Origin of the sequence: Lacticaseibacillus casei DSM 20011 = JCM 1134 = ATCC 393, from assembly GCF_000829055.1 — a bacterium.
Lineage (GTDB): Bacteria > Bacillota > Bacilli > Lactobacillales > Lactobacillaceae > Lacticaseibacillus > Lacticaseibacillus casei.
Genome location: NZ_AP012544.1, coordinates 2,226,785 through 2,252,890, shown reverse-complemented (window position 1 = coordinate 2,252,890; position 26,106 = coordinate 2,226,785). Strand labels below are relative to the sequence as shown.

The 26,106-nt window shown below is 48.0% G+C and carries 24 protein-coding genes; 17 read left to right on the top strand and 7 right to left on the bottom strand.

The window, feature by feature from the left end:
* Window positions 1–139 precede the first annotated feature (139 nt).
* The 6 genes from LBCZ_RS10860 to LBCZ_RS10835 form a co-directional block, all read right to left on the bottom strand.
* Window positions 140–1,018: an ATP-binding cassette domain-containing protein gene (locus LBCZ_RS10860; protein WP_025013308.1), complete on the bottom strand. Its 879-nt coding sequence runs from the start codon at window positions 1,016–1,018 to the stop codon at window positions 140–142.
* A 14-nt stretch (window positions 1,019–1,032) separates the two neighbouring features.
* Window positions 1,033–2,226 (bottom strand): ABC transporter, encoded by a 1,194-nt coding sequence (locus LBCZ_RS10855; RefSeq protein ID WP_032958847.1) that lies wholly within the window; start codon window positions 2,224–2,226, stop codon window positions 1,033–1,035.
* A complete protein-coding gene (locus LBCZ_RS10850; protein WP_025013306.1) occupies window positions 2,226–3,326 on the bottom strand; it encodes an ABC transporter in 1,101 nt (366 codons plus the stop codon). The genes LBCZ_RS10855 and LBCZ_RS10850 overlap by 1 nt, the downstream gene beginning before the upstream one ends.
* A gap of 212 nt (window positions 3,327–3,538) precedes the next feature.
* Window positions 3,539–4,885 (bottom strand): C1 family peptidase, encoded by a 1,347-nt coding sequence (locus LBCZ_RS10845; RefSeq protein WP_025013305.1) that lies wholly within the window; start codon window positions 4,883–4,885, stop codon window positions 3,539–3,541.
* Window positions 4,886–5,015: 130 nt separating this feature from the next.
* Window positions 5,016–6,335: a C1 family peptidase gene (locus LBCZ_RS10840; RefSeq protein ID WP_025013304.1), complete on the bottom strand. Its 1,320-nt coding sequence runs from the start codon at window positions 6,333–6,335 to the stop codon at window positions 5,016–5,018.
* A 360-nt stretch (window positions 6,336–6,695) separates the two neighbouring features.
* Window positions 6,696–6,986 (bottom strand): GNAT family N-acetyltransferase, encoded by a 291-nt coding sequence (locus LBCZ_RS10835; protein WP_025013303.1) that lies wholly within the window; start codon window positions 6,984–6,986, stop codon window positions 6,696–6,698.
* Window positions 6,987–7,252: 266 nt separating this feature from the next.
* Between LBCZ_RS10835 and LBCZ_RS10830 the strand changes: the two genes are divergently transcribed.
* The 3 genes from LBCZ_RS10830 to LBCZ_RS10820 are packed head-to-tail and all read left to right on the top strand — an operon-like array spanning window position 7,253 to window position 10,312.
* On the top strand, window positions 7,253–7,792 hold the full coding sequence (locus LBCZ_RS10830; protein WP_025013302.1) for a dCTP deaminase/dUTPase family protein: 540 nt from the start codon (window positions 7,253–7,255) through the stop codon (window positions 7,790–7,792).
* 19 nt (window positions 7,793–7,811) lie between these two features.
* A complete protein-coding gene (radA, locus tag LBCZ_RS10825; RefSeq protein ID WP_010492253.1) occupies window positions 7,812–9,176 on the top strand; it encodes a DNA repair protein RadA in 1,365 nt (454 codons plus the stop codon).
* Window positions 9,177–9,196: 20 nt separating this feature from the next.
* Complete coding sequence (locus LBCZ_RS10820; RefSeq protein WP_025013301.1) at window positions 9,197–10,312, top strand: PIN/TRAM domain-containing protein; 1,116 nt, start codon at window positions 9,197–9,199, stop codon at window positions 10,310–10,312.
* A gap of 103 nt (window positions 10,313–10,415) precedes the next feature.
* On the opposite strand, the gene LBCZ_RS10815 is transcribed toward LBCZ_RS10820, so the two are convergent.
* Complete coding sequence (locus tag LBCZ_RS10815) at window positions 10,416–11,306, bottom strand: helix-turn-helix domain-containing protein (protein WP_025013300.1); 891 nt, start codon at window positions 11,304–11,306, stop codon at window positions 10,416–10,418.
* Between the two features lie 172 nt (window positions 11,307–11,478).
* Between LBCZ_RS10815 and LBCZ_RS10810 the strand changes: the two genes are divergently transcribed.
* The 14 genes from LBCZ_RS10810 (at window position 11,479) to LBCZ_RS10745 (ending at window position 26,059) form a co-directional block, all read left to right on the top strand.
* Window positions 11,479–12,531, top strand: a complete 1,053-nt coding sequence (locus tag LBCZ_RS10810; protein WP_010620018.1) for an IS30 family transposase — start codon at window positions 11,479–11,481, stop codon at window positions 12,529–12,531.
* A 332-nt stretch (window positions 12,532–12,863) separates the two neighbouring features.
* Window positions 12,864–13,742 (top strand): ABC transporter ATP-binding protein, encoded by an 879-nt coding sequence (locus tag LBCZ_RS10805; RefSeq protein ID WP_025013703.1) that lies wholly within the window; start codon window positions 12,864–12,866, stop codon window positions 13,740–13,742.
* Between the two features lie 25 nt (window positions 13,743–13,767).
* A complete protein-coding gene (locus tag LBCZ_RS10800; protein ID WP_025013702.1) occupies window positions 13,768–14,544 on the top strand; it encodes an ABC transporter permease in 777 nt (258 codons plus the stop codon).
* 223 nt (window positions 14,545–14,767) lie between these two features.
* Window positions 14,768–15,955: a MucBP domain-containing protein gene (locus tag LBCZ_RS10795; RefSeq protein WP_025013701.1), complete on the top strand. Its 1,188-nt coding sequence runs from the start codon at window positions 14,768–14,770 to the stop codon at window positions 15,953–15,955.
* A 149-nt stretch (window positions 15,956–16,104) separates the two neighbouring features.
* Window positions 16,105–16,932 (top strand): YhfC family intramembrane metalloprotease, encoded by an 828-nt coding sequence (locus LBCZ_RS10790; protein WP_025013700.1) that lies wholly within the window; start codon window positions 16,105–16,107, stop codon window positions 16,930–16,932.
* Window positions 16,933–17,078: 146 nt separating this feature from the next.
* The gene (gene gltX / locus LBCZ_RS10785; RefSeq protein ID WP_039639326.1) at window positions 17,079–18,572 is read left to right on the top strand and encodes a glutamate--tRNA ligase; all 1,494 of its coding nucleotides are present in this window, start codon (window positions 17,079–17,081) and stop codon (window positions 18,570–18,572) included.
* A 171-nt stretch (window positions 18,573–18,743) separates the two neighbouring features.
* Window positions 18,744–20,138 carry an FAD-binding oxidoreductase gene (locus tag LBCZ_RS10780; RefSeq protein ID WP_025013699.1) on the top strand — a complete coding sequence of 465 codons (1,395 nt, stop codon included), beginning with the start codon at window positions 18,744–18,746 and terminating at the stop codon, window positions 20,136–20,138.
* A 46-nt stretch (window positions 20,139–20,184) separates the two neighbouring features.
* Window positions 20,185–20,445, top strand: a complete 261-nt coding sequence (locus tag LBCZ_RS10775; RefSeq protein WP_025013698.1) for a helix-turn-helix domain-containing protein — start codon at window positions 20,185–20,187, stop codon at window positions 20,443–20,445.
* A 356-nt stretch (window positions 20,446–20,801) separates the two neighbouring features.
* Complete coding sequence (cysS, locus tag LBCZ_RS10770; RefSeq protein WP_025013697.1) at window positions 20,802–22,208, top strand: cysteine--tRNA ligase; 1,407 nt, start codon at window positions 20,802–20,804, stop codon at window positions 22,206–22,208.
* On the top strand, window positions 22,205–22,636 hold the full coding sequence (locus tag LBCZ_RS10765; protein ID WP_025013696.1) for a Mini-ribonuclease 3: 432 nt from the start codon (window positions 22,205–22,207) through the stop codon (window positions 22,634–22,636). The genes cysS and LBCZ_RS10765 overlap by 4 nt, the downstream gene beginning before the upstream one ends.
* Window positions 22,605–23,387, top strand: a complete 783-nt coding sequence (gene rlmB / locus LBCZ_RS10760; RefSeq protein WP_010492226.1) for a 23S rRNA (guanosine(2251)-2'-O)-methyltransferase RlmB — start codon at window positions 22,605–22,607, stop codon at window positions 23,385–23,387. Before LBCZ_RS10765 ends, rlmB begins: the two co-directional genes overlap by 32 nt.
* Before the next feature lie 2 nt (window positions 23,388–23,389).
* Entirely contained in the window at window positions 23,390–23,929 is a 540-nt protein-coding gene (locus LBCZ_RS10755) for an NYN domain-containing protein (protein ID WP_010492225.1), read from the top strand.
* 649 nt (window positions 23,930–24,578) lie between these two features.
* On the top strand, window positions 24,579–25,175 hold the full coding sequence (locus LBCZ_RS10750; RefSeq protein ID WP_025013695.1) for a type IV toxin-antitoxin system AbiEi family antitoxin domain-containing protein: 597 nt from the start codon (window positions 24,579–24,581) through the stop codon (window positions 25,173–25,175).
* Entirely contained in the window at window positions 25,175–26,059 is an 885-nt protein-coding gene (locus LBCZ_RS10745; RefSeq protein WP_025013694.1) for a nucleotidyl transferase AbiEii/AbiGii toxin family protein, read from the top strand. The genes LBCZ_RS10750 and LBCZ_RS10745 overlap by 1 nt, the downstream gene beginning before the upstream one ends.
* The last annotated feature ends 47 nt before the right edge of the window (window positions 26,060–26,106 follow it).

Here is a 26,106-nt window from a genome sequence, read left to right as displayed (position 1 = left end):
ATAACGCCATTGTAGCAGAAACATGCGCCAATGTAAGGCAGATATGCTTAATTCATTTTACGAAATTCCGCGTGATCATTGTCATTAAGCAACGAAAGCCGCGGGTAAGCGGTTTTGGGTCATTAGGACAAACTGTCAATTAACGCTCGGCTTCGTAAAATTCATTGAAGTAAGTGTCAAGATCCAGCGGCGCCAATTTAAAAGCAATGTGATGTGCGGCAAGTCCCAACAACAGTTGATTGAAATGTTGGCCGGGAAGTTCATTAACCGACAAAACCAATAGGCCATTCGGGTAATGTTGCCATGGCATTCGCGGCAGACGGTTGGCGTTGTCGGCCGCCACTTGGATGTACAGCGGCTGCTGCTCGTGCTGATCGATCGTTTTGATGATTTTACCATCACGCATAAAGTAGATCAGGTCAGCATAGCCCTGCAGATTGTTCAATAAGTGCGACACAGTGATGATCAGCTTACCTTCCGCCCGCAAGCCGCGCAGAATTCGCGACATGCGCGCGACGTTGATGGTGTCCAAACCGTTCATGAATTCATCCAGCAGCATGATCGGCGTGTTTGCGGCCATGACCATGCCGAAGCAAAGCCGCTGTTTCATCCCCATCGAATAGGTACGCACCGGCTGATTGACATAATCGTGCATATCCAGAGCCGTGATGATTTGCTTGACGCTTTTTTTCCGGTTATGCCAAAGCCGCGCATAATATTCCAAATGTGCTTTGCCAGACAAGTCGGGATAAAGGTCGTCTTGAACCGGGAAAAGACACATTTGGCGATGCATCGCAAGGCTTTGCTTTTGACTGCCATAGGTTTGCCCGTCTAAGACAACCTTACCGGATTGCGGCTTGAGGTCATTCAAGATCAGGCGCAACAAGGTGGTTTTACCTGTCCCATTAGGCGCCACGATGCCCACAATCGAGCCACTGCTCATGGTGAGACTGATGTTATCAATGACATGCGGCTTATTTTTAAAACTCAAAGCGAGACTTTGTAATTGCAGTTCCATTGTGAGACCTCCGTTTACTTGATAATGGCGGCGCGCCGGCGATGCGTGACGATGAACAGCACGAGTTCAAGCATGAGAATCATACTGCCAATAACGACGACGGCAGCCAGCGGACTCATGCGACTCGTATCGTAACGAAAATTCTGTAAACCGCTGACGATTGCCGCCGGATTCATGTAACCAGGCAGATAGTAAGCTGTTTGTGGAACCGAAAAGGCAATGCCGTGCATGAAATAAAGTGGCTCCCCAAATAGTAACAAGGCACTGACAACCAGCCCGACCAACTCGTTATGGAAAAGCAGCTGGCACAACAGGTTCAGGCGAATGAACAGCCACATTAACAAGAGGGTTAGACCAAGAATCGTCGGCAACGCAATGCCAAGCGCTAAGGGATCCAGTTTAATCGACATGCCATCTTTAGCATAATACGCAATTGCGGCCGACAATGACCCCAGACCGTGTTGGGGGATGACAAAAGCCGCAATGATGGCGACTGCCAGCACTAAAAAGCCGGATAATGCTGTGAAAACCGTGAATGTTTTGGTATTGACAGCGTGCCAGGGACTGACCGGCAATAAGCGGGCAATGCTGCGATGGCGTTGTTCGCTCGTCAGCAAGTCGTTGGCAAACAAAATCGTGACGATCAATAAAGCTGTCAGCCAGCCGCCTGCCGCACCGCGAAACAGCGTTTGCCAAAAAGTCTGTTGCTGAACCGTGGCCGTGTCGGGATGGGCTTGTTTGGCTAGCGGTTCCAGCGAACGGTACATGGTCGCATTGGCAAAGGCCGCGTCGGCATCAGGGTACTGGCGATTCTCAAAATAATAGGAAAGCGGATAGTGAAACGGGCTGGATTGGGCATCGGGATTGGCGGCATTTTGACCTAAAAATGCCAGATAATGCAGGGTTGCCTTCACATACGCCTGAGTGTGCTGTTGCTTTTGGGCGTTTAACATGCGCGTTTCGATGTTGGCAAACTCACGGGTAGCTGGTACCCACTTAGCTGTCAGGGGACCATGAGGCTCATTGACAAAAGCCACATTTTTATCGCGATCGCGAGTCAGCGCATTTCTTGTCGGCAGCTCGGCAGGCACGTTGTTGGGTGGAAAAAAGACAAATTGACACAGTAGCGCAACCAAGGTAATGCCGATGACGGCTAAGTTTTTGCGGTTGGTGAGCAGTTGGTGGAGTTGAAACCGAAAATAGCGCATCAGGCATCCTCCTTTTTAACGCGATAGCCGAAAATTCCCAGATTGACGATGGCCCAGCCAAGTAACAGGGCTGCACCGACGCCCACGCTGGCAAGCGGCTGATTGAGCCGGTCAACCAGCGTGCCGCTTAAAGTGGCGTAACTATCGAGATACGGCAAAGGGAGGAACCAAAGCCAGCGGAAGACTTGCGGCAGCATAAGTGGCAATAAAGCAGCTGCGGTCACAATGAAGGTTGTCAGATAAGCATTTGTTACCCATGTGTTAATCAACATGCAACAAGTAATGATCCAGATACCTGCCAATAGAGTCAGACCACCGAACAGCAAAAGATATTGCCAAAGCGGCAGTAAGGTCTCACCCATGGCCGCTAGCGGATAGGCAGTATCGCCGAGGCCATTAAACATTGCTGGCAACGCAACGATCACCAGCAAGCCGACCGCCAGAATAAGCAGATAAAATCCGGTTAATGTCAGGAGCCGACTGCTGCCGGCCACGCCAGCCGTTAACGGACGTGCGGTCATCAGTGTTTGGTGGCGCCGCCGTTCGACCCAACTATCGCAGGCAAGCAAAATAGCCGCTGCGCCGGTGAGCCAACTGAGATAAGGCAAGATAGTGACTATGTAAGCACTGCTGGTTGTCACCCCGGTAACGGCAGGTTTGTCATCATTCTTTAGTCTTGTGAGCGTCAAAACATCGCCTTTTAGCTGATGAAGCGGCGGCAATGGCATCGTGTTGATCGCTTTAAAATGCCGCTGCCGCATTGCCAGCTGTGCATTGCGTAAGCTCAGCAAGCCGTTCCGCGTTGTATCGGGCTCACCAAGCTTAATTCCCAAGCCAATCACACCGGTTGCCGAATTCTGCGCGTCCAGATTCGCCAACAACGGCTTCTGCGACTTACTCAACGTGTCCAGATTATATTCGGCGTAATTAGCCACCGCCGCATTCGCTGTCGCCTGTGCCGTCTGTCCGACATCCAAACGATGCGTCCACATCAAAGCAAAAAAGCCAATGATAAAAGCCGCAACAAACAGCCCTGCCAAGGCAAGATTCTTCCGCGAATGAACCATTTGACGCCAATCAAAACCCAATTGTGTCCCCATACCCGACCTCCATTTCGAAAAATGACTTTAATTCGGTTGCCATCAGAATACCACAATTCAGGCAGAGCGCGCACGGGCCCGCTTAGAAACCGGAATGTAAGGGCCTGTAAGCGCGTTTCAGTGCCAGACAAAAAAGGACAAAAGCCTTTCGAGCATCAATGCCGAAAAACTTCTGTCCCTATTTTTATCGCCGCCAGTTCAATTCACTGACACTATCTTGATGCCAAAGCACCCATTGGATCCCATGGTGCCAGAACGGTTGGCTTGGCGTATTCGTTTTTGATGACGTCCTGCAATTCGGTTGGCAGGTACTTCTTGGAAATAACGACTTGATAGACAAATTGATCGAACCAGTCGTCGCTTGCCACGAAGTAACCTTTTTCGCCGACCTTGTCACCCCAAGAGTTTTCGACCTTCCATTTGGTTGGCTTGCCATCAACAATGTCAACGCCAGTCAGAACCATGGCGTGGGTCATGAGACTTTCGCCATAGTCGAGGCGTTCTGCTTTTGTCATGGTGAAGTCGGTGTTGAAGAGGTCATCTTTCTTGTAGATGTTGGTGTCCAGAATACCGAGTTGACGATTAGAACTTTGCCCGACGTCGGAACCAAACCAGACGGACTCGCCAGCCTTGAGCTGCTTGATGGCCAAAGCCTTGAAAGTATCGATGTCGAGGTTCAGATGGCGGACTTCGCGACCGCCGACCACGTTACCAAGCATCTCAACGGTATAAAGGTGGTTGTATGGCTTGTCTGCCGTCGGTGCATTGATAATACTTTGATAGTCGTCAAGGTTCCAGCCAACATACTTCTTGAAGAAAGTTTGTGGGGTCAGTTCGCGATCGATATGGTAGTTTTTATCATCGTCGCGATATTCAAAGTCGAATTTAGTTGGCGGGTTGCCTAAAGCGTAAGCCAAAATCCGGTAGTCTTCTGCCAACATCTTTTGCTTAGCTGTTTCGATATCGGCATCGCTGGCTTTGTCAGCCACTAACTTGCGCAGTTTAACCGCGTCTTTGCGCAACTTCAGGTTGAGCAAGCCGTTTAATTCGTTACTCTTGTTTGAGTTGTATGTTTCCGGCATCACTGACTTCGGCACGATGCCGTATTTTTCAATCAATGCGGACAACATGTCCCATTGGCCGCCGTCTTGTTGCGGGGTGGCCAAGAGGAACGCGACTTTACGGCTGTCCAGTGGTTGATCAGCGGTTTTTAAAACATTTTCATAAAAATAATTGGACTTTTCAAATTTATCCCAGAAGTTGGTATAGTTTTGGGAAAGTTCAAAGTCTTTGATCTTGAACTGGGCCTGGATGCCGTGGCGCATCGTATTGAGCGCGGCAAACATCCAGCAGCGGCCGCTTTGCTTTTGGTTGGCAACGGCGCCGGTCTCAAGTTCGATCGAGAAGGTCGGCGTCATGGCCACTTTGCTGTCGGTGTTTTCGGCCGTGGCGTTGATGCCATTGTTCATAACCGCTTTTTGTAAGGCAGCGGCACCGGGTGTGGCTTGCAGATCCTGTTTGAACTGATCCAGATCGCCAGAAGTAATTTCTGCAGACATTAAGATAGACACTCCTTTTTATTAAACATTTGATGATGAGGCAGTCGGCAGTCAAAAGGTTGCAATATCCAGTTGGCTGCCCTTGCCGCCCGAATGAAGCGACAAGCATAGTCTAGCATATAACCCGTGTTTAATTCAGAAAATCCCACACAGGCAGGTTGATCGGCGTGGTTTGAAGGGCGGCTTGCTCCGCATCGGTCAGGAGGCTCTTGCGAACGACGACTTCATAGACGTACTGGTCAAACCAACTCGCATCGGCAACAAAGTAACCGTCATGGCCGTTGTCTTTGCCCCACGAATTTTCGACTTTCCATTTTGTTACCTTGCCATCAACGACATCTGCACCGGTGAACGTCATGGCGTGCGACATTTCGGCTTCGGTGGTCACGATTCGATCTGCTTTGTCCACGTGAAAATCAACGTCGAACAAGTCGTTGTAATTGAAAAGGCCACCTTTGAGCGTACCGGATTTTCGGTCCATATCGGCCAAGACATCATTACCGAACCACACGACTTCACCGGCTTGCAGCTGTGCCAATGCCAGTTGCTCCAGGCGTTCAGGTGGGAGGTTCAGGATCGTTAAAGGATGCCCTTCAACCACGGTATTGGCCGCTTTGATGGCATAGAGCTGTTGATATTTTTTGCTTGGCTCAGGATCGCTGGCAACCACGATGTAATCATCAAAATGCCACTTGACGTACTTTTTGAAGAAAGTTTGCGGGGTCAAGCCGGTATCGCGGTGATATTGTTTCTTGTCATCGCGATATTCGAAATCGAACATCGTCGGTGGGTTGCCGAAAGTATAGGCCAGGATGCGATAAACCACACTGAGTAGTTCACGTTTTTTAGCGGCAATCGCGTCTTCACTGGCATGTTGCTGCTTCAGCGTGCGTAATACTTTGGCGTCTTTGCGCAATTTCTCGTTCAAGACACTGTTTAATTCTGCCGTTTTGTCGCTGTTGTATGTTTCGGGCATGACGGATTTTGGAACCAAGCCATACTTTTCGATGAGCGCGGCAGCCTGGTCGTAGTGGCCGCCGTCTTGATCCGGCTCGCTGAGGTAGGTAGCGACTTCACGATCGTCGAGTGGCTTGTCGGCCGTTGCTAAAATATTTTCATAGAATAAGTTGGCTTTCTCCAACCGGTCGAAAAAGGCATTGTAGTTTTGCGAGAATTCGAAATCTTTCAGGCCGAATTCATCTGCAATGCCGTGGCGAACCGTGTTTAATGTGGCAAATAGCCAGCAGCGGCCGCTTTTCTTCTGGTTGGCAACACTGCCGGTGTCAAGGTCGAGCGAGAATACTGGCTTCATGTCCTCGCCGTCGATGGCTTCGCGACTAGCCGCCTGTGGTCCAACGTTTTGGACCGCGCGACTGCGGGCAGCGGCGGCGGGATGATGCGCGAGCCGCTCTTGAAACGCCTTAATCTGATCAAATGTAATTTCTGACATAGCGAGCCCCTTTCCTTAGTGCATTAAAGAAACCTTACCTCAATTTAATTAGAATTTAAAGATGGAAGGGGGATGTAATTAAATTTGCCGTACTCAGGAAAGTTAGGCTGAGAGTTTTCTTGCCGTGCCAAACTACGCAGTCTCCGGCGGTTTGGGGCTGGCGACGCGAAGCTAGAGCGGAGGGCACAGCTGAGCCCCATCTGGCCTACGATTGCTCCGCTTTGGCACTAGGATTTTTAAAACTTGAATCATCTATTCACCCGAAACGAAAAGAAAACGTACTGCCAATACTTGATAATCGGTAGTACGTTCGCTTCTATAAGTTTTGGCCGTGAGTTACGCTCTGGTCTCACTCAGTATTCAGTTATCCTTCACCGGCCGCAAGACATCAGCATATTCCGGATGATTGTGAAAGGCATGCACTGCGTATGAGCAAAGTGGTTCAATGGTTTTGCCTTCTTGACGGGCGGCGGCAACGACCGCTTCGATGAGTTGGCCGGCGATGCCTTGACCGCGAAGGCTTTCGTCAACAAAAGTATGATCGACCGCCCATGCTTGGCCGTCGTCAATTGATTGATACGTTAATTCGGCCAGCAGTCGGCCATCCCAGTCGGTATTGAAAATCCGGCCCGGTTCGTGTTGAAATTCCATATTAACCTCCTTGGTAAAAGTGCGTGAGCCTGAACTGGCGTGTTATGGTTGAGCATCCAACGCATCGCACCGTCAGCGCCGCTTTTACCGAATCCAGTCACCGTGACGCTCGGGTCAATTTTGTTAATGCGATTGACCAGCCGCGTCCGCACTCCAAATTTAGCAAGAAAACGGTATAATTACAAGAAGGAAAGCCTTTTCAGCATGGTTGTCAGCTGGTGCCGCGTGTTATGATACCTTGGACACTACTTATATGGAGGTTCATTATGAAGACCCGTGGTTTTGAAATTGTTTCAAAGTATCAGGATGACGATCTGACCTTGCCAACGCGCCAAACCAAGCAGGCGGCAGGGTATGATTTTTACGCGCGTGAGGATTTCTTGTTGAAAAGCATCTGGCGGTATGATTTTATTCGGCTTTTCCGGCTGATTAAAAATGAACGTCCGCTGACCAACAAGGATTTCGAACGGGCTGAGCAGATCTTGAAACCGTATTTGGTGCCGACTGGGATAAAGGCGTATATGCAACCTAATGAGGTGCTGGTTCTGGCTAATCGCTCCAGCAACCCGCTCAAGCATGGCCTGACGTTGCCGAATGGGATTGGCGTGATTGATGCCGACTATTATGACAATCCGGACAACGAAGGCGAAATCTATATTCAGCTACTGAATTTCTTCCCCCGCGACGTGATGATTAAAAAAGGCGACCGCATCGGCCAAGGTATCTTCATGCCATTTTTACTGGCCGATGGTGATCAAGGCGGGCTGGCTCAGCGGCAGAGCGGTTTTGGGTCAACCGATCACTAATTAATATTGAAGGGATAATATGGCGAAAGCAAAAACACAGTACGTATGTCAAAATTGTGGTTATATTTCCGCCACTTATTTAGGGCGCTGTCCGAATTGCGGTGGTTGGAATACGTTGGTTGAAGAAACCGTCAGTTCAACCAAGTCGGCACCGCGGCAGACGCGGGCAGGCAGTAAAGTCAAGCCGATGCGGATGGATGAAGTGACGGTTGCCAAGGAAACGCGGGTTAAGACCGGTTTGGCGGAATTAAACCGTGTGCTTGGTGGCGGCGTGGTGCCGGGATCGCTGGTTTTGATTGGCGGGGATCCTGGCATCGGTAAATCGACCTTGCTATTGCAGGTGTCCGGGCAGTTGGCGAGCACTGGCGGCACCGTTTTATACGTGTCAGGCGAAGAAAGTGCCAGTCAGATCAAAATGCGTGCTGGCCGCTTAGGGGTTGCCAATTCGGGGATGTACCTGTATCCGGAAACCGACATGCCCAGCATTGAAGGCGTTATTGATCAGATGCAGCCGGATTATGTCGTGATTGATTCGGTTCAAACCATGAATGTGCCGGATATGAATTCGGCAGTCGGTTCGGTTGCCCAGATTCGCGAAGTCACGGCCGAACTGATGCGTATTGCCAAATCTAAAGGCGTGACAATCTTCATCGTTGGCCACGTCACCAAGGAAGGCGCGATTGCCGGGCCTAAAATTCTTGAGCATATGGTCGACACCGTGCTTTATTTTGAAGGCGACATGCACCACACTTACCGGATTTTACGGTCGGTTAAGAATCGATTCGGCTCTACCAATGAAATCGGCATTTTTGAGATGCACCAAAATGGCCTGCAGGAAGTCGCCAATCCCTCGGAAATCTTCTTAGAGGAACGGCTGGCTGGGGCGACCGGTTCGGCGGTGGTGGTATCGATGGAAGGCACGCGACCGATTTTGGTGGAAATCCAGGCCCTGATCAGCCCCACAATGTACGGCAATGCCAAACGTACTAGCAGCGGATTGGATCATAATCGCGTCAGCTTAATTATGGCGGTGCTGGAAAAGCGCGCCAATCTCATGCTGCAGAATCAGGACGCTTACCTGAAAGCCACTGGCGGCGTTAAGTTGGATGAGCCGGCGATTGACTTAGCGATGGCGGTTGCGATTGCCTCGTCATATCGCGATAAAGAGATTCCACCGACTGATTGTTTTGTCGGTGAAATCGGCTTAACCGGTGAAGTGCGGCGGGTGAACCGCATTGAAGATCGGGTCAAAGAGGCGGCCAAGCTGGGTTTTAAGCGGATTTTCGTACCGCGCAACAACTTGCAAGGCTGGCACGCACCCAAAGATATTCAAGTCATTGGGGTTACAAGCATTGCCGAAGCGTTGCATAAGGTTTTTAATTAGAAGAAGAGAGGAGGCAAACCATGAAGAAACGAATTGTTTATTTGATTTTCGGCCTGATCGGCATCGGGGTCGGCATGGGCGCATTACCGGCGCTTTGGGAAGCCATTGGTTGGCAGCATCACCTGATTGTCAACAACCTGCTGACGAACGGGTTAATCGGCGCCATCATTTTCCTGCTACTGGCCAGTCTCAGCGTCAACTGGATTCTGGGACGGTTAAAAGTGCTGGAAAAGACGCTGAATACCAAATCACCAAGCTATTTACTATTCGGTAGCCTGTCGACCACGATCAGCTTGATTCTGGCCGCGATTATTTCAATTCCGTTGTATCGGTTCATCGCACCGCTGAATATCTTCCTACCACTCATCATCATGCTATTATTCGGTTACTTGGGTTTTCGGGTGGGTACGACACGCAGCGAAGAATGGCGGCGGCTATTGAATTTCCGCAACCGCCGGACAGCAGATACGGATAACGACCAGGTCCTCGAGCGTAAAGTCGGCGATCATTTTCGCAAATACAAGCTGCTCGACACCAGTGTCATCATTGACGGCCGGGTTCAGGCCATTGCCAAGACCGGCTTTATCGAAGGCACGATGCTGGTTCCGAACTTTGTTTTGCATGAACTGCAACTGATTTCAGACTCGGCGGATTCGATGAAAAGAATGCGCGGCCGCCGCGGATTGGACATTTTGAATGCCATGCAAAAGGATAAAGACATTCATATTGAGATGTACGAAGGCGATTTTGACGATTTAACCGAAGTCGACAGCAAGCTGCTAAAGCTCGCTAAATTGCTCGATGGCATCGTCATGACAAATGACTTTAACCTCAACAAGGTCGCACAATTTCAAAATGTCCCGGTGCTCAACATCAACGCGCTAGCCAATGCCCTGAAGCCCGATGTGATCCCCGGAGAAAACATGACGGTCACCGTCATCAAATCCGGCTCCGAACGGCAACAAGGCGTCGCTTATCTCGACGATGGCACGATGGTGGTGGTCGAAGACGGTAAGTTCTACATGAACAAACCGCTGGAAGTCATCGTCACCAGTGCGCTGCAAACGGCCGCGGGGCGCATGATCTTCGCGAAGCCGGCACACCAGCAAAAGGCGATCCGGGATAAGGAAAAGTAAATATTGTGGATGTGAAAAGGCGTTGTCCCGAGTTGGGGCAGCGCCTTTTTTAAGAAGTGGAACAGTGAATTTCGTCAGCGGTAGGGACTTAGCGACGTCTTGGTTACTGAAGGAGTGACTCTTTAAACTTGAAGTCCGCTTTCCATCTACGACTATAAACCGGACTGATCTTCGTAATAACCTTTAGAATCGATTCGAGATCAGCCAGGGTCTCCTGATCACTGGAAATTTTATACTGGCAGAGCAGTTTCAACATATGCAATTGAAGACGAATGAAAAAGTAATTATCAGGGATTTTTTGTTGCTGCAAATGCTCCAACGTTTGGACAGCCGATGCATATTGTCCACGGTAATAAAGCGAAGCGGCAATATTATAAAATGTCTGGAAAAAGAGATCAAGGTAATTTCGCCGTTGATGTAACGCAAAATGGATCGTGAGAAACTTTGCGTACAAGCGATCAAAATCTTGGGGTTGTAAAAATGCTACACAGTCGCCATAAAGTGAGTATTCAAATTTGTACCAAGCATCACGCTCCATTAGGTAGTCGGCCACATACTTGGAATCAGCTTTGGACAGTAGCTCGTGGCTTTCTTGGATGTCGATGAAAATGGACAAAACCATAATGCCTTTCAACTTATAAAATTTGTCGTGGGTGGCTTTAAACTTTTCAAGAAAATCATGGTGCAACTTTTTGAATCCAGAAGCATCCTGTGAAACCGAAAGTTTCCACAAGCGCTGATTCAGAGCGTCTAAACTGGAATCGACAATATTTGAGTCGCCGTTCTGATCTTGATTGAGAATTTCAAAAAACTCTGGTGCATCCATGCCAAGGTTGCTTAATAGCAAACAGAGTTTCTCAACTGAAATATCCGATAATCCGTTTTCGAACTTTGAAACAGTGCTTACGCTGAGTTCACCGGCTACATCAGCGATTCTCAGACCTCGTTCTACACGCAGCTCTTTAAACAAAGCACCAATGTTATGTGATTGCATGAAGCGGTCTCCTCCAATTTTCCTATAAGCAACTTAAACCCAATTATGTGCGCGCATTTTAGAATCAAGTTAGCCACTGTCTCAAAATTTTTTGGACAATAAAAAACATCAAGAACAGATATCCTGTATCATTGAAGTTCCTACACAAACAATGGAAGAGGATATTGTCTTGATGCAGAAACAGGATAGCACACACCGCCAAAAAGGTCAGCACTTAACATCACTCGAGCGCGGAAAAGTGGCCGGATTCCGCCAAGCTGGGAAGTCCAATCGTTGGATTGCTGCTGAAATTGGCGTCTGCCCGCAGACCATTAATAATGAAATCAAGCGAGGTACAGTAGATCAGGTCAAGAAGAGTAATGGCAAGCGCGTCTACCATCGACAATACCTGCCAGAGGCTGCTCAGGCACGTTACGAGACTGCACGCTTGAGCTGCCATCGTCCTGACAAGTTCGCCAGCGTACAGGTCTTCTTAGCCTGGTACGTACAGCGAGCTAAGCAGGACAAATGGTCGCCGGATGCTTCAATCGGCTATGCCAAGCGACACAAGCTGTTTACTCCTGAAGAGCTTGTTTGTGCCTCGACTTTGTACCAGTACATTGACGACCAACGCCTAGAGATTCGAAATATCGACCTGTTGGAGAAGACTAAGCGGAAGACCTCTCACCAGCACCACACCAAGGCTAAGCGCCTGGCTGGCCGCAGTATCGAGGAACGGCCTAAGGTCGTTGAACGACGCAGGCAGTTCGGTCACTGGGAGATGGATACCATTGTCGGTAAACGCAATGGCAAGGAGAGCGTCATCTTGACTCTGATTGAGCGCAAGACCCGTTGCCAACTTCTCCGCTTGATCGAAGGACGAGATGCAGACTCTGTGAGCTATGCATTGCGTGGAATCAAGCGCGAATGGGGAGCTTGCATCAAGACCATCACAGCCGACAACGGACCCGAGTTCACCGCCTTAAATACTGCTTTTGCTGGGACGGAAACTGAGATCTTCTACGCCCATCCTTACACGTCCTGCGACCGTGGCACCAACGAGGCACATAACCGGATGATCCGCCAGGACTTCCCTAAGGGCATGTCCCTAGATGACATTAGCCCTAGTCAAGTGCAGGCCACGCAAGACCGCTTGAATCAGTTGCCTCGCAAACAACAGGGCTACTGCACACCCCAGCAAAACTTTGAGGCCGAAGCTCGGCGCGTTCGCCGCATGGCCCAGTAGTCTCTCTAGCGCCACAACTTCTATTTGATAACGGCCTGTTCTGGGATTGTCCTCAACGACTGGCTAACTTGTTCTTGCAATTTACGACCCAATTATGTGATGAAAATATCGCTTTTGTCAAAAAACACGGATTGATCGGTTTGGTCTGGTAAGTTAGTACTACTTAAAGAGTATCAAAATCAGGTCTTGCGATTGAGTTCAGATATCACCTAGAGTTTTTGATATTGCTGTAATTGATGCATATATATTTTTTTATTGGTACTACAAAATAAACAAAGAACAAATGAAGCTGACACTCATCAATCTCATCAAGAAAGTTGTGGTATGCCTTAATGCTAACAGTTAATAACCTCGATAAATGGTTCGGGAAGAAACAAGCTTTGCACCAAATTTCATTTGAAATCAAATCGGGACGGATTGTCGGCCTGATTGGGGCAAATGGGGCAGGTAAAACAACCATTATGAAAACCATTCTGGGCATTTCGAGTTTTACCGGCGACATTCGGCTGAATGATCAGAAGATCACCGTTGACAGTCATGATGCTTTAAAAGATGTGGGTGCTTTGATTGAGTATCCGGGTTTGTATCCTTATTTAACCGGCCGGGAACAGCTTCACCTTTTTACGAGAGGCGCTGATCGGCAAGCCAAAGTGGACAAAGTGATTGAAGAGATGCACTTGACTGCCTATGCAGATGCAAAAGCCAAGCATTATTCGTTAGGGATGAAGCAGAAACTTGGAATTGCGCTTGCACTGGTGAACCAGCCAAGTCTGGTGATCCTTGACGAGCCGATGAATGGACTTGATCCCAAGGCAACAAGAGAACTGCGTGAACTGATCCTTCAGAAAAAAGCAGAAGGCACTTCATTCCTGATTTCAAGCCATATCTTGAGCGAGTTGCAAAAAGTCGCTGACGATGTTGTGATCATCAATCACGGCCATCTTGTCACAAACAATACCATGGACGCGGTGTTAGCCAGAAATGAAAGTTATCTCTTGCTGAGAACGGATCAGAACGACCGCGTGGCTCAACTTTTAGCGCAAAAAGGTTATCAAGCTGCGGTTGAAGAAGGCAGCGTTAAGATTGCCAGAAACTCAATTCAAAATATGACGGTTTTGTTGCGTGCGGTGCTGGATCAGAATATTGCGATCAACGACATTCACGAACAACAGGATGACTTAGAAAACTCACTTTTAGGCATCATTGAGTGATCGCGAGGATACGGAGGATTTTATTTTGTTAATACTACTTAAACAGGAAACCTACAAACTCTTAAAAAGACCATCGTTCACCATTTTCTGGTTATTTCTCATTGTGTTTCAACTGGCAATGGCGATTTTCGGAAAAGCTTATCCACAGACGTTTCAGCCTGAGAACTTGTTCCTCAACGATTTTTATGCACCAGTGTTAATTGTCTTTTATATTATTGCAGTTGGTAGTACGCAGCTGTCATCAGAAAATCAGTATGGCACCTTAAAAGCACTACTTTATCGACAGTATTCAAGTAGCAAAGTTTTGGTTAGTAAGTGGTTAACCCTGCTAGGCTGTGCACTTTGCTTCTATGGCAGCAGCTTCGTGATGACTTTTCTTTTAAAAGTGATCTTTTTCCAAAATAAATTTAGTCTGACTTTGCAAGTTAGCACGCATCAGCCGATTTGGCAGGCCATGTTGATGAATACTGTCAGCGAGTTTTTGACCTTACTTTTTCTGGCTGCTTTTGTGTTGCTGCTGGCCACCTTATTTGACAACTCAACGCCTGCGATCATCGTCGGCATTAGTGCCTACTTTGTTGTCTCGGTTTTTAACCAGTTAATGTTTGTGCTGATTGATCAACACGATTGGCTCAAATGGAACCCGGTGAATATGTTGAACTTTGGAGCACAACTGAATTCACCAAAACTTTCGAGTCTGACTCACCTAGGCATCAACCAGATGATGATCGGCTACATTGCTTATGGCAGTATCTTCTTGATACTTGGCCTGATTGTCTTCCGCAGGCGCAATTTGCGGTAGATGATGGTATTCACGAAAAATAAAACGCCTGTTTAGGTGTCATTTTCTGCGTCCAAGTCATTTATCCAAGTGCTTCAAAGTGGATCTTTTCTCAGCTTGAGAATCCATTCGAAAGTTTTTATACCAATACCACGTGTTATAATTTGTGTGTAAATTAAAATAATTATTTTAACAAGATTTGGTTGAAGGGCTTTTGGCTTGGTTTCTGAAGGGAGCAATTGCATTGAGACCAATTGGAGAAGAAAAAGTTCATAGCAAACTGTATAAAGATGGCAAGTTGTGGGTGGTGATGCTGATCGGCTTCTTCTTGATGGGTGGTACGAGTTCCGTGCATAAAGTGGCGGCCAAGTCCATCAATGAGACCTCTCAATTGGCACAACGATCGAGAGTCAATGCAGCATTGACTCGTCAACAAAAAAAGTATTTGAGTAATCCCGTTGTCTCACCAATTACAGAGACAGGAAAAGCTGCTGAAGATCCTGCTACACAAAGAACCGTTGATATCAAATTTGTCGATGACCAAGGCAATCAACTTGCCCCGGATCAGACGTTTAGTGGCAAAGTCGGCGATCCGTATACCATCTCGCCAATCAGCATCAAAGATTACCAATACGCCCATTTAGCTACGAATAGCGCTCCGGCAACCGGCACGTACACTGATGGCACCGTCACTGTCACCATGGTTTACACCAAGACGCCAATTCCTCAAGGCAGCGTTAACGTGAAGTACGTCGATGATGCAGGCAACACGCTTGCACCTGATAAAGTGCTCACCGGCCAGCCCGGCGATCCTTATGAAGCCCGTCCGATTGATATTGCAAATTACCAATTCACCAGTCTTGCGCCAGACAGCGCACCGGAAAACGGGACCTTTAGTACCGGCACTTTGACTGTGACCTTTGTTTATAGCAAGAATCCAACGGCCCAAGGAACCGTTAACGTTCATTATGTTGACGAAAATGGGAACGCACTTGCGCCAGACAAAGTTTTGACTGGAAACGCAGGAACACCTTATACCACAACGCCAACAACTATTGCGGGATATCAGTATCTGCGCATGGCGCTAAACAGCGCGGCTGATTCAGGCACATTCACCAATGGAACGTTAAATGTCACCTTTGTTTATGCAAAGACAAGCACGCCGGTCACGCCAAGTACGCCAGTCACACCAAGCACGCCGACAAATCCATCCACGCCAAATCCGCCAAGCAATTTGCCATCAACAGGTGGTAACAATGGCTCGACAATAACGATCATAACGCCAACTAATAAAGCTAAGCACACATTGCCGCGGACGCACGAAGCACAACAAATTGGCTTAACCGCACTTGGCGTCATCCTCCTAGCTGTGGCAGGCTTTCTGGGTATTCGTTGGCGCCGGCAAACGAAAAAAGCAAGTCATAAAAATTAAATCGCGCCATTTTCAATTGTGTAAATTGAGTTGAAAAATGGAATGGAAAAGAGCATCATCCACTTTAAATGATGCTCTTTTTATACCTAAAGAATTGAAAACGATCACAACAGATCGTTTTCTGAACAATCGAATGTGAGGTCGCGCGTATGTCAAAAATTGTGAACAGCACTGTCAGTCAAGCAGCCATCGTGATGATGGTCATCGAGATCATTGTTTGCTTGGTTTTGCCGGTGGCTTTAGCCGTGTGGATCATTCAACGGCGAAGTCATCCGAAAAAAGGAGCAACGCCAGTGTTCTTTATCGGTATGGCCATTTTCATTCTTTTTGCCGGTATTCTAGAAGGACCGTTTCGCGGCATTGCTCGGCAATTTCAACATACGCCGTGGCTTTACGCACTTTATGGCGCACTGCTGGCAGGCGTTTTTGAAGAAGTCGGTCGGTGGTTTGGTTTCAAATGGATTCAAAAGCGTATTCCCCAAAAAGCCAAGACACCCGAGACCCCGTTTTTGTATGGTTTAGGGCATGGCGGCCTTGAAATGATGCTGGGTGGTGGCTTGGCAATGTTCAGTAATGTGCTTTTTGCAACGACCATCAACAGTGGCGCGTTGGCTAAATTAATGACCAAAACCCCGGCAAGCGCGCGTGCTGGCATTATCACCGCGGTGAAGCAGTTGACTGGGATGAACGGTTGGACGGTGTCACTAAGCTTGCTTGAGCGACTGTTAGCCTTGACCATTCAGATTGCCCTTTCGCTGGTTGTTTGGTTGATTGTGGTCAACCGCAAGCAGTGGTTCTGGATGTTACTGCCAGTTGGCTTGCATGCTTTTATTGATTTTCCGGCTGGATTGAGTCAAGCAGGAGCTTTGAGCCTCACTGTGACAGAGCTGCTGTTGGTGGTGCAAACAGTGATCGTTGTGGCGTTTGTCTACTGGCTCTGGCGGCGAGAAAAGCCGAGCAGCACTGTCAGCGCATAATGACTCAATGAACAGATTGGTTCATTAAGGATGGGGCTTTTCCCGTCGAAACGAAAAACCTGATGACCTTGAGGCGTTGCCGTCCACCGCTTGCCCTTCTGTGGTACACTAGCATTGCATGTTTACAGAAAATGGAGGCTAAGACATTGGCAGATCGACCAATTCGGGTGCGTTATGCACCTAGTCCGACCGGGCATTTGCATATTGGCAATGCACGGACGGCACTGTTCAATTATTTGTTCGCACGGCACAACAAGGGAACGTTGGTGCTGCGGATTGAAGATACCGATACAAAGCGGAACGTTGCAGATGGCGAGAAGAGTCAAATGGAGAATCTCCACTGGCTTGGGATTGATTGGGATGAAGGCCCTGACAAAGGTGGGGACTTTGGCCCTTACCGCCAGTCTGAGCGTAAAGACATTTATGACAAGCTGATCAAACAACTTGTCGATAAGGGCTTTGCTTATGAATCTTATCGGACCGAAGAGGAACTGAAAGCCGATCGCGAAGCCCAAAAGGCCCGTCACGAAATGCCCCATTATGAATACGAATATGAAGGTATGAGTGAAGCCGAAAAGGCAGAGGCCATTGCTGCGGCGAAAGCCAAGGGGTTACAGCCGGTTATCCGGTTCCACATCCCGACCGATAAGACTTACGAATGGGATGACATTGTCAAAGGCAAGATTTCGATTGATGCCAATACGCTTGGTGGCGATTTTGTCATTCAGAAGCGCGACGGCATGCCGACGTATAACTTTGCGGTGGTGGTTGATGACCATCTCATGGAAATCAGCCACGTGCTGCGCGGCGATGACCACATTGCCAACACGCCTAAGCAGCTGGCGATTTATGACGCTTTTGGCTGGAAACCACCGATTTTTGGCCATATGACCTTGATCATCAATGGCGCAACCGGCAAAAAGCTGTCCAAACGTGATGAAACTGTCTTACAGTTCATCGAACAATATCGTGAACTCGGCTACTTGCCGGAAGCGATGTTTAACTTCATCACGCTGTTAGGCTGGTCACCGGTTGGCGAAGATGAGATTTTCACCAAAAAGGAATTCATCAAGCAGTTCGATCCGAAGCGCTTATCCAAGAGTCCGGCACGCTTCGACCAGAAGAAGCTGGAATGGGTTAACAACCAGTATATTAAAGCTAAGCAAAAGACGAATCCGAACGAGTTAATGAGCATGTCGCTGGCAAACCTGATTGAAGATGGCTTGATTCATAGCGATCCGGATCCAAAAACCATCGAGTGGGCCCGTCAACTGATCAGCTTGTACACCGATCAGATGAGTTATACCGCGCAGATTAGCAAACTTGCCGATATTTTCTTCGACAAGGCAACCGATCTGACGGATGACGAGCGTAAGGAGCTGGCTGACGACAATGCCAAGCCGGTTATCGAAGCATTCGCTAAAAAAATCCGAGCATTGGACACCTTCGACGCGTATTCCGTTGGCCGCATTGTCAACGAAGTCAAGCAAGAAACCCAGGTTAAAGGCCGCAAGTTGTACATGCCGATCCGCATTGCCGCAACGCTGCGGATGCATGGCCCACAACTGGCTGAAACGATTGAGCTCATGGGGCGCGATCAGGTGTTGAAGAACGTTGATTTGGTCACATCACAACTTTAATTAGCAGAAAAAATCCGCGCAATGTCGCGGATTTTTTGTGTGCTGCCACGTTGAATGAGGAGAGATCGCGTTTTCCAGACTAAATCAACCCAGCCTTTTGAAAATAGGTTCATAATGAGGATAAGGATTTTTATAATGAACCCAGCAATCAAAGCAATGGAGGTCTGGATAATGGCAATTTTTACTGCTTATGACAATGCGGAGATCCTTGCAGCTTTACGTGCCGCCGCACCGCACGCGGAGATTCATACAGATGATCAGGTTGCGCGCAAACATAGCGCCAATGGCAATGCTCAGCTGGAGATTGACGGCAGAATTTTGGCCTATGTCGCGGCTGGCGATGTTGCGGATATTCAAGGTGTTTTGAAAATAGCGCGGCAATATCACATTCCGGTCGTTCCTCAAGGCGCGGATACCAGTACCGTTATCGGGGCGGATGGCCTCAATGGCAGCATTATCATATCAACGGTGCGCATGAATCGGATTAAGGAAATCAGCAAAGGTGACTTGTTGGCGGTTGTAGAACCGGGCGTGATTAACGGTGACTTGGATAAAGAAGCCCGCAAGCAAGGCTTGTTCTATGCGCCTGATCCGGGTTCTAAGCCGATTTCCAGTATCGGCGGTAACGCAGCGACCAATGCCGGTGGGATGAGTACGGTCAAGTACGGCGCAACAACGGACAATGTGCTGGGCTTGAAAGTCGTGCTTGCAGATGGCAGAGAAATCAAACTCGGCGGTCGCACTTATAAGCATGCCTTTAGCTATGACTTGACCCATTTTTTTGTGGGATCTGAAGGCACATTAGGCATTATTACGGAAATCACCGTTAAGTTGAATCCGATTCCGATCGGGACGCCTGTGGTCGGGGTGGCTTATTTTGATAACATGACGGCCTTGGCCAAAGGGGTCGAAGATTTGCGGTTGTCGGGGATTTATCCGGTGACCCTCGAAGCACTGGACGGCTTGACCGTTGCGGCGTTGGATCGGTATAAAGGCACACACTATGCAGAAGGTGCCGAGGCAATGCTCATTTTCCGGCTGGATGCGGGTGGTGAAGCCAGTCTGAAAATGGCAGAACAGATTTTAACGGCTGATCACGCCAAGAATATCAAGGTAACCAGCGATCCTGATGAAGCAGGCGCCATCATCAAACTGCGGCAGGATATGTTACCAGCGGTCTTCGCGAATGGTCAACACATTATGGAAGATATGGCCGTGCCGCTATCCAAGCTGCCGGAGATGATGGACTACATTGCCGAGATTGCCAAAGATTTGAACGTTGAAATCTACACTGCCGGCCATGCCGGTGACGGCAATGTGCATCCAACGGTTATCTGGCCAGCCGACCAGACGGAACCGCCAAAAGAAGCGCTCCAAGCCATTCGCATGATGTTCCGCAAAGCACTGGCGTTGGGCGGCACGATTTCCGGCGAGCACGCCGTGGGGATGAGCAAGAATCAGTGGAACAACGAGGAGCTCGGCTTTGATGTTGATGAAATTCAGCATCAAATCAAGGACTTGTTTGATCCGCTGAATATCTTGAATCCGAAGCGGAAGATTGATTAAAGGTTAAAAAATTGAGATGATGGGTTAAAAAGAAGGGGGCAGTTCTGTGTCCACTTGGAATGAAGTTAAGGGTAAAATTGATTCTATTCCTGACGAAGCATTGACCATCATCGATGCATTAACTGAACTTGAAGCGGAACGGATTCGCCGCGGGATCTCACAAAAGCAATTCGCCGAAACAATTGGCATGAAGCAGCCGCAGCTTGCAAAGATTGAGCGCTTAGACTCTGTTCCGTCGCTGACGACATTGTCACGGTATGCTAAGGGACTTGGAAAAGGGATTCGTTTATCGATCGTGACGCGTTAACAACGAGTGGAGATTTTCGGCTTCCTTGCTGGTATGTAAGGAGTCTTTTTGGTTCTATGCGGCGAGTAAACTGGGGCCGGAAGTCGGTGGGTAAGGACCTTAGCGTGATGGCTAAGGTTGGGTACTTGTTAGGTTGAAACAGTAAAGATTGGGAGGCAATCCGGTTCCCAAACGCGTTCGCTGGGCCAGAAACCTACACATAAGGACCTCAAGCTTAAATGGCTGGTCTTTGGCCATTTAAGCTTGAGGCCACTTATGCTCCGGTTTCTAACCGGCCCTGCTCACGCTCTTTCCTTTATAAACGGAAGCTTTTCCTGTAAAATGCAGTTAAGACGCTACAGGAAGGAAATGAGCCGATGTTAACGTTATATAATACGATGTCCCGGCAAAAAGAGCCGTTCACGCCACTGCACCCTGGAGAGATTCGGATGTACGTCTGCGGACCGACTGTCTATAATTATATCCACATCGGTAATACGCGCAGTGCGATTGCGTTTGATACGATTCGCCGCTATTTTGAATACCGCGGTTATCATGTCACTTATGTTTCGAATTTCACGGATGTTGACGATAAAATCATCAATGCCGCGCATAAAACCGGCGAAGCACCGCTCGATTTGGCGCAGCGGTTTATTGATGCCTTCATGGAAGATACCACGGCGTTGGGAATCGAACCAGCGACTGCCCATCCACGCGCGAGTCAAATGATTCCGGACATTATTGATTTTGTTCAGGACTTGGTCGCAAAAGGCTATGCTTACGCCGTCGATGGGGACGTGTATTATCGGGCGCGCAAGTTCAAACATTATGGCGAGTTAAGCCATCAAAATGTCGACGAACTCGAAGAAGGCGCCAGTCAGCACATTACGCAAGAAGAACTGGCTAAAAAAGAAGATCCGATTGATTTTGCATTGTGGAAAGCTGCCAAGCCCGGTGAAATCAGCTGGGACTCTCCTTGGGGCAAAGGCCGACCAGGGTGGCACATCGAATGCTCGGTCATGAGCACCCAACTTCTCGGCGATACGTTTGACATTCACGGCGGCGGTCAGGATCTTGAGTTCCCGCATCACGAAAATGAAATCGCCCAGAGTGAAGCCAAAACCGGCAAGCAGTTCGTCCGCTATTGGATGCACAATGGCTTTGTGACCATTGGCGAAGATGATGAAAAAATGAGCAAATCGCTTGGTAACTTCATTACGGTTCATGACATTTTGAAAACAGTCGATCCGCAAGTTCTGCGGTTCTTCATGGCCGGCACTCAATACCGGATGCCAATACGTTACTCCGATGCCAACCTCAAGAACGCAGCGAACAGCCTTAATCGCCTAAAAATCGCCCGTGAAAATCTGGTTTATCGCCGCGATAATGCCGTCCCAGGCGTTGATCCCAAGATCACTGAACAATTACAAACGTTGAAAGACCAATTTATCACCGCCATGGATGATGATGTAAACGTCCAAAACGGGTTGACCGTCCTTTTTGACTTGGCTAAATTACTGAACGAATATGCCAACGAAAATACGGTTAATCGTGAAAGCCTCGACGACTTACTGAATCTTTATGATGCGTGGCTGCAGATCTTCGGCGTGGTTTTTGCCGATCAGACCAATCTCGATGCCGATATTGATGCGTTAGTGAAAGCGCGCGATGTTGCCCGGGCAGCGAAAGACTTTGCCAAAAGTGATCAGATTCGTGATCAGCTGGCAGCGCAAGGTATTATTTTGGAAGACACTCCTCAAGGAACGCGGTGGCGCAGAAAATGACATTTGATCCAAAACAATTGAACGGCATCGCATTGGCCTATATGGGCGATGCGGTTTATGAGGTCTACGTTCGGGAACATCTTCTCAAACGCGGGTTGGTGCGCCCGGCTGCCTTACAGCGCGCCGCCAAAGATTTTGTTTCTGCCAAAGCGCAGGCGGCCTTAATCGCGGGGATGGAAGACGAGCACTTGCTTAACGACGAAGAGGTCGCGGTTTTCAAACATGGGCGTAATGCCAAAAGTTACACGCATGCCAAGAATACCGATGTCGTCACGTATCGCGTTTCGACCGGCTTTGAGGCCTTATTTGGCTATCTGCATCTCGAAAAGCACGACAAGCGGGTTGCCGAATTAGCCGCATGGTGTATTCAGTACGTTGAAGAAGGGAAGACGGGTCATGGCAAAACAGCCGCAAGCAGCACCAAATGAACACGATCCGGATGAGTTTGTCTTTGGCCGCCATGCCGTTGAAGCTGCACTCAAAGCCGGCACCGCCGCAACTATTAACAAACTTTTTGTTCAAACCGATCTAAAAAGCGAGCCGATTCAGCATTTAATCGGCATCGCGCAAAAAAAGAAAATTCTGGTCGCTACCGCACCGAAACAAAAACTCGACCTCATGAGTGACCATGGCAATCATCAAGGCGTTTTGCTGGCAATGACGCCCTATGCTTACGCGAGTGTGGATGATCTTTTTCAACATGCAGCGGATAAAGGCGAAGATCCGTTTTTCTTGTTGTTGGACAACTTAGAAGATCCGCACAATCTGGGCTCGATTCTGCGAACTGCTGATGCTAGCGGCGTACATGGGATTATCATTCCCAAACATCGCGCCGTGGGTCTCACCAGTGCGGTTGCCAAAGTCAGCACCGGTGCAATCGAATACGTTCCGGTTGCCCGGGTCACTAATCTGGCGCAGACCATCAAACAGTTAAAAGACCGCGGCATGTGGGTCTTTGGCACCGCGATGGATGGTCAGGATTATCGCCAGTGGGATGCAAAAGGCAGTACGGCGCTTGTGATTGGCAACGAAGGCAAAGGAATTTCGCCCGGAATTGCCAAACTCATGGACGCCACGATTGCCATTCCAATGGTCGGCCACGTGCAAAGCTTAAACGCCAGTGTTGCGGCCGGCATCTTGATGTATCAAGCATTTGCTAGCCGTCACGAGGGCAAATAATCATGCGCGAACACATTTTGATTGTCGACGGCTATAACGTCATTGGAAACTGGCCGGAGCTGGCCAAATTGAAAGCGGAAGACCACTTCGATGTTGCCCGCGATCGACTGTTGGACATCCTGGCAGAATACCGCAGCCACGAAAACGCCAAAATCATTGTTGTCTTCGATGCCATGTATGTACCTGGTATCGGCAAAAGCTATGCGAAGTGGGATCTGCAAGTAGTCTTCACCAAAGAAGACGAAACTGCGGATAGTTACATCGAACGGTTAGCCCAGGAAATGAACTCGCCTCTCGTGCAGCTGGTGGTCGTCACCAGCGATCAGGCGGAACAGTGGACCGTTTTCTCCCGCGGCGCGCTCCGCATCAGTTCGCGCGATTTCCTCAAAGAGGTTCAGCGTTCTGATCGTGAATTTAACCATGATACAGCCAACTATGCTGCTCATCTCGCCCGCCGCAACAGTCCTTGGAATAATGACCAGTTATTTCTGTTGGATAAAATGCGCCGGCATTTGGAGCGGCGGCCGAAGCCGAAGGAGTAGGATGTTTTGACTCCCGTGCCAGGTTTACTTTAGACTGCTGTTCTCGTGCTCATGATGGGGATTGCAATGACAGTTTACGACTATCGGAAACGAAGAACAGCTTAAAATAAGTTTGTAGCCCAACGAGCTTAAAAGAGTTCAAGAAACTGGGTTTTGCTGAAATAACTCCCCCAGCAATCTGTTATAACAAAGCCTGAAAAATAGTTTTGCGTTAAGTAGTGTTGAAGAATAAATCTTTCATCTTGGACGGCTCTCCTCTTGAGAGCCGTCTTTGTTATACTCTGCCAGTAACTGACAAATGCGTTTGAAAAAGTGAAAGATATCTTAATGCCAAAGAGGAATCATTTTAAAAAATTAATCGTGCGACTGCTCCCCTTGGGTTAAGCTGTTAGAAAATAGCCAGTTGCAGTTTTCGACAACCAGCAATATTTCGAAATGATATTTCTTGCACGTAACCATGGCGATATCTATTGAAGAGCTTGGGGAGATAGCGACCAATAATGCTTGCCAGAATTTAACTATTCTTGTATTTCGTAAAGCTTCGTGGAGACATTGATACGGTTTAATCTTAAAAGTTGATATGTTGTTATGTACAACGTATAATAGACTAAAGGCGTAGTTACAAACGAAATTAAACGGGAGGATCTTTATGGGCAAAAACAAGGGACTCGATTCGTTACTGGCAGACTATCACACCTTTGTTAGCGGCACAGCGGCTCAGTACGGTGTTTCTTCTTCAATGCTAACCAATGCTATTAGAGAGGGGCGAATTTCACGCGAAGCACGTGGTGTCTATGTCGAAAATGGCTACACATGGGACGACTTTGCAATCCTTTCACAACGCTATAGCAGAGGTGTGTTTGCACTTGATACCGCTTTATTCTTATATGGGCTAACTGACCAGATCCCAGATCGATTTATTATGGCTTTTCCGCGTGGGTATCGTAATCCTCGGTTATCAGAGCATTGGATTGTGCCAATTTATTATGTGCCTAATCGATACTTTCCAGGCATTACCACAGTCGAAACGCCCAATATGAATTTTGTACGAACCTATTCAGTTGAACGCACTTTATTAGATGTATGGGAACGACCTGATGTTGCTCCTTACACTCGTAATGAAGCGTTTAAGAATTACTTTGATGAATATGGGCAAAACAATGCGTCGTTTGAGCGCCTTTTAAAGCTTAAAAAGCAACTGTATCCACACAGCGACTTAACAAAACTTTTAGAGGTACTTGTCTGATGAACCCTTATGCAAATCTTTCGCCTCACAAAATTGCCAATCGAATTAATGAAGCAGCTGATGCGCTTGGGGTTCCGCGACAAAATATGCAGCTGCTTTTCAGATTGCAAGAATTATTACGGCAGATTTCCGAATCGGCTTACCAAGATAACTTCATTTTCAAAGGCGGGTTTGAAGTAGCCATGATTGTTGGGGTGTCAAGACGAACTACGATAGATCTTGATACGACAATGAATAACCAAGACTTAAATCCAGACAACCTCAAAAAAGTGTTGACGACTATTTTTGATCATGCACAAAGTCCTATTCATTTCACCGTGACACGCATTAAATCAGAAATGAATGAGCATGAATATCCGGGTTTTCGTGTTGGTGTTCTCGGTACAATGGGGAAGACACGTTCTAAGTTGAACATTGATGTATCAACAGGAGATGTGGTATATCCAAAGCCAATGAGATTGACACATACAAATTTTATTGATTCCACCGATAAATTTATGATGAACGCATTTCCGCTAGAACAAATTATGACCGATAAGTTGGTAACCATTTATCAAAAAAGCATTAGAAATACTCGGGAAAAGGACTTTTATGATATTTGGGTGCTGGGCATGACAACTTTAGCAGATTTGGATCAAAGCACGCTGGTTGAGGCATTTAAAAAAACGGCAAAAGCGAAAGGAATCAGTGACATTAGTCTGAGACAGGGTAAAGAAATCATTGATCAGCTAAAGACCAGACCTGATATGGTGCGCTCTTGGCAAGGATACCAAGAAACTAAGGAATTTGCGCGTGGTATTGAATTAAATCAGGCTTTAGACAATGCAAGCGAACAGCTTAAAAATATTTTTAATGATAATACTTTTAATTCAATTCACACGTAAATTGGGCTGACAGGCATGCATGGGTTCAAAGACAATTTGGTCTTAAG

Excerpts from the sequence above, each read along its gene's own strand:
- LBCZ_RS10830 (WP_025013302.1), top strand. The coding sequence starts at position 7,253 with ATGAAGACCCGTGGTTTTGAAATTGTTTCAAAGTATCAGGATGACGAT.
- radA (WP_010492253.1), top strand. The coding sequence starts at position 7,812 with ATGGCGAAAGCAAAAACACAGTACGTATGTCAAAATTGTGGTTATATT.
- LBCZ_RS10810 (WP_010620018.1), top strand. The coding sequence starts at position 11,479 with ATGCAGAAACAGGATAGCACACACCGCCAAAAAGGTCAGCACTTAACA.
- LBCZ_RS10805 (WP_025013703.1), top strand. The coding sequence starts at position 12,864 with ATGCTAACAGTTAATAACCTCGATAAATGGTTCGGGAAGAAACAAGCT.
- LBCZ_RS10845 (WP_025013305.1), bottom strand. The coding sequence starts at position 4,885 with ATGTCTGCAGAAATTACTTCTGGCGATCTGGATCAGTTCAAACAGGAT.
- LBCZ_RS10790 (WP_025013700.1), top strand. The coding sequence starts at position 16,105 with ATGTCAAAAATTGTGAACAGCACTGTCAGTCAAGCAGCCATCGTGATG.
- LBCZ_RS10835 (WP_025013303.1), bottom strand. The coding sequence starts at position 6,986 with ATGGAATTTCAACACGAACCGGGCCGGATTTTCAATACCGACTGGGAT.
- cysS (WP_025013697.1), top strand. The coding sequence starts at position 20,802 with ATGTTAACGTTATATAATACGATGTCCCGGCAAAAAGAGCCGTTCACG.
- LBCZ_RS10765 (WP_025013696.1), top strand. The coding sequence starts at position 22,205 with ATGACATTTGATCCAAAACAATTGAACGGCATCGCATTGGCCTATATG.
- LBCZ_RS10780 (WP_025013699.1), top strand. The coding sequence starts at position 18,744 with ATGGCAATTTTTACTGCTTATGACAATGCGGAGATCCTTGCAGCTTTA.
- LBCZ_RS10745 (WP_025013694.1), top strand. The coding sequence starts at position 25,175 with ATGAACCCTTATGCAAATCTTTCGCCTCACAAAATTGCCAATCGAATT.
- LBCZ_RS10855 (WP_032958847.1), bottom strand. The coding sequence starts at position 2,226 with ATGCGCTATTTTCGGTTTCAACTCCACCAACTGCTCACCAACCGCAAA.
- LBCZ_RS10815 (WP_025013300.1), bottom strand. The coding sequence starts at position 11,306 with ATGCAATCACATAACATTGGTGCTTTGTTTAAAGAGCTGCGTGTAGAA.
- LBCZ_RS10755 (WP_010492225.1), top strand. The coding sequence starts at position 23,390 with ATGCGCGAACACATTTTGATTGTCGACGGCTATAACGTCATTGGAAAC.
- LBCZ_RS10840 (WP_025013304.1), bottom strand. The coding sequence starts at position 6,335 with ATGTCAGAAATTACATTTGATCAGATTAAGGCGTTTCAAGAGCGGCTC.
- rlmB (WP_010492226.1), top strand. The coding sequence starts at position 22,605 with ATGGCAAAACAGCCGCAAGCAGCACCAAATGAACACGATCCGGATGAG.
- LBCZ_RS10820 (WP_025013301.1), top strand. The coding sequence starts at position 9,197 with ATGAAGAAACGAATTGTTTATTTGATTTTCGGCCTGATCGGCATCGGG.
- LBCZ_RS10750 (WP_025013695.1), top strand. The coding sequence starts at position 24,579 with ATGGGCAAAAACAAGGGACTCGATTCGTTACTGGCAGACTATCACACC.
- LBCZ_RS10860 (WP_025013308.1), bottom strand. The coding sequence starts at position 1,018 with ATGGAACTGCAATTACAAAGTCTCGCTTTGAGTTTTAAAAATAAGCCG.
- LBCZ_RS10850 (WP_025013306.1), bottom strand. The coding sequence starts at position 3,326 with ATGGGGACACAATTGGGTTTTGATTGGCGTCAAATGGTTCATTCGCGG.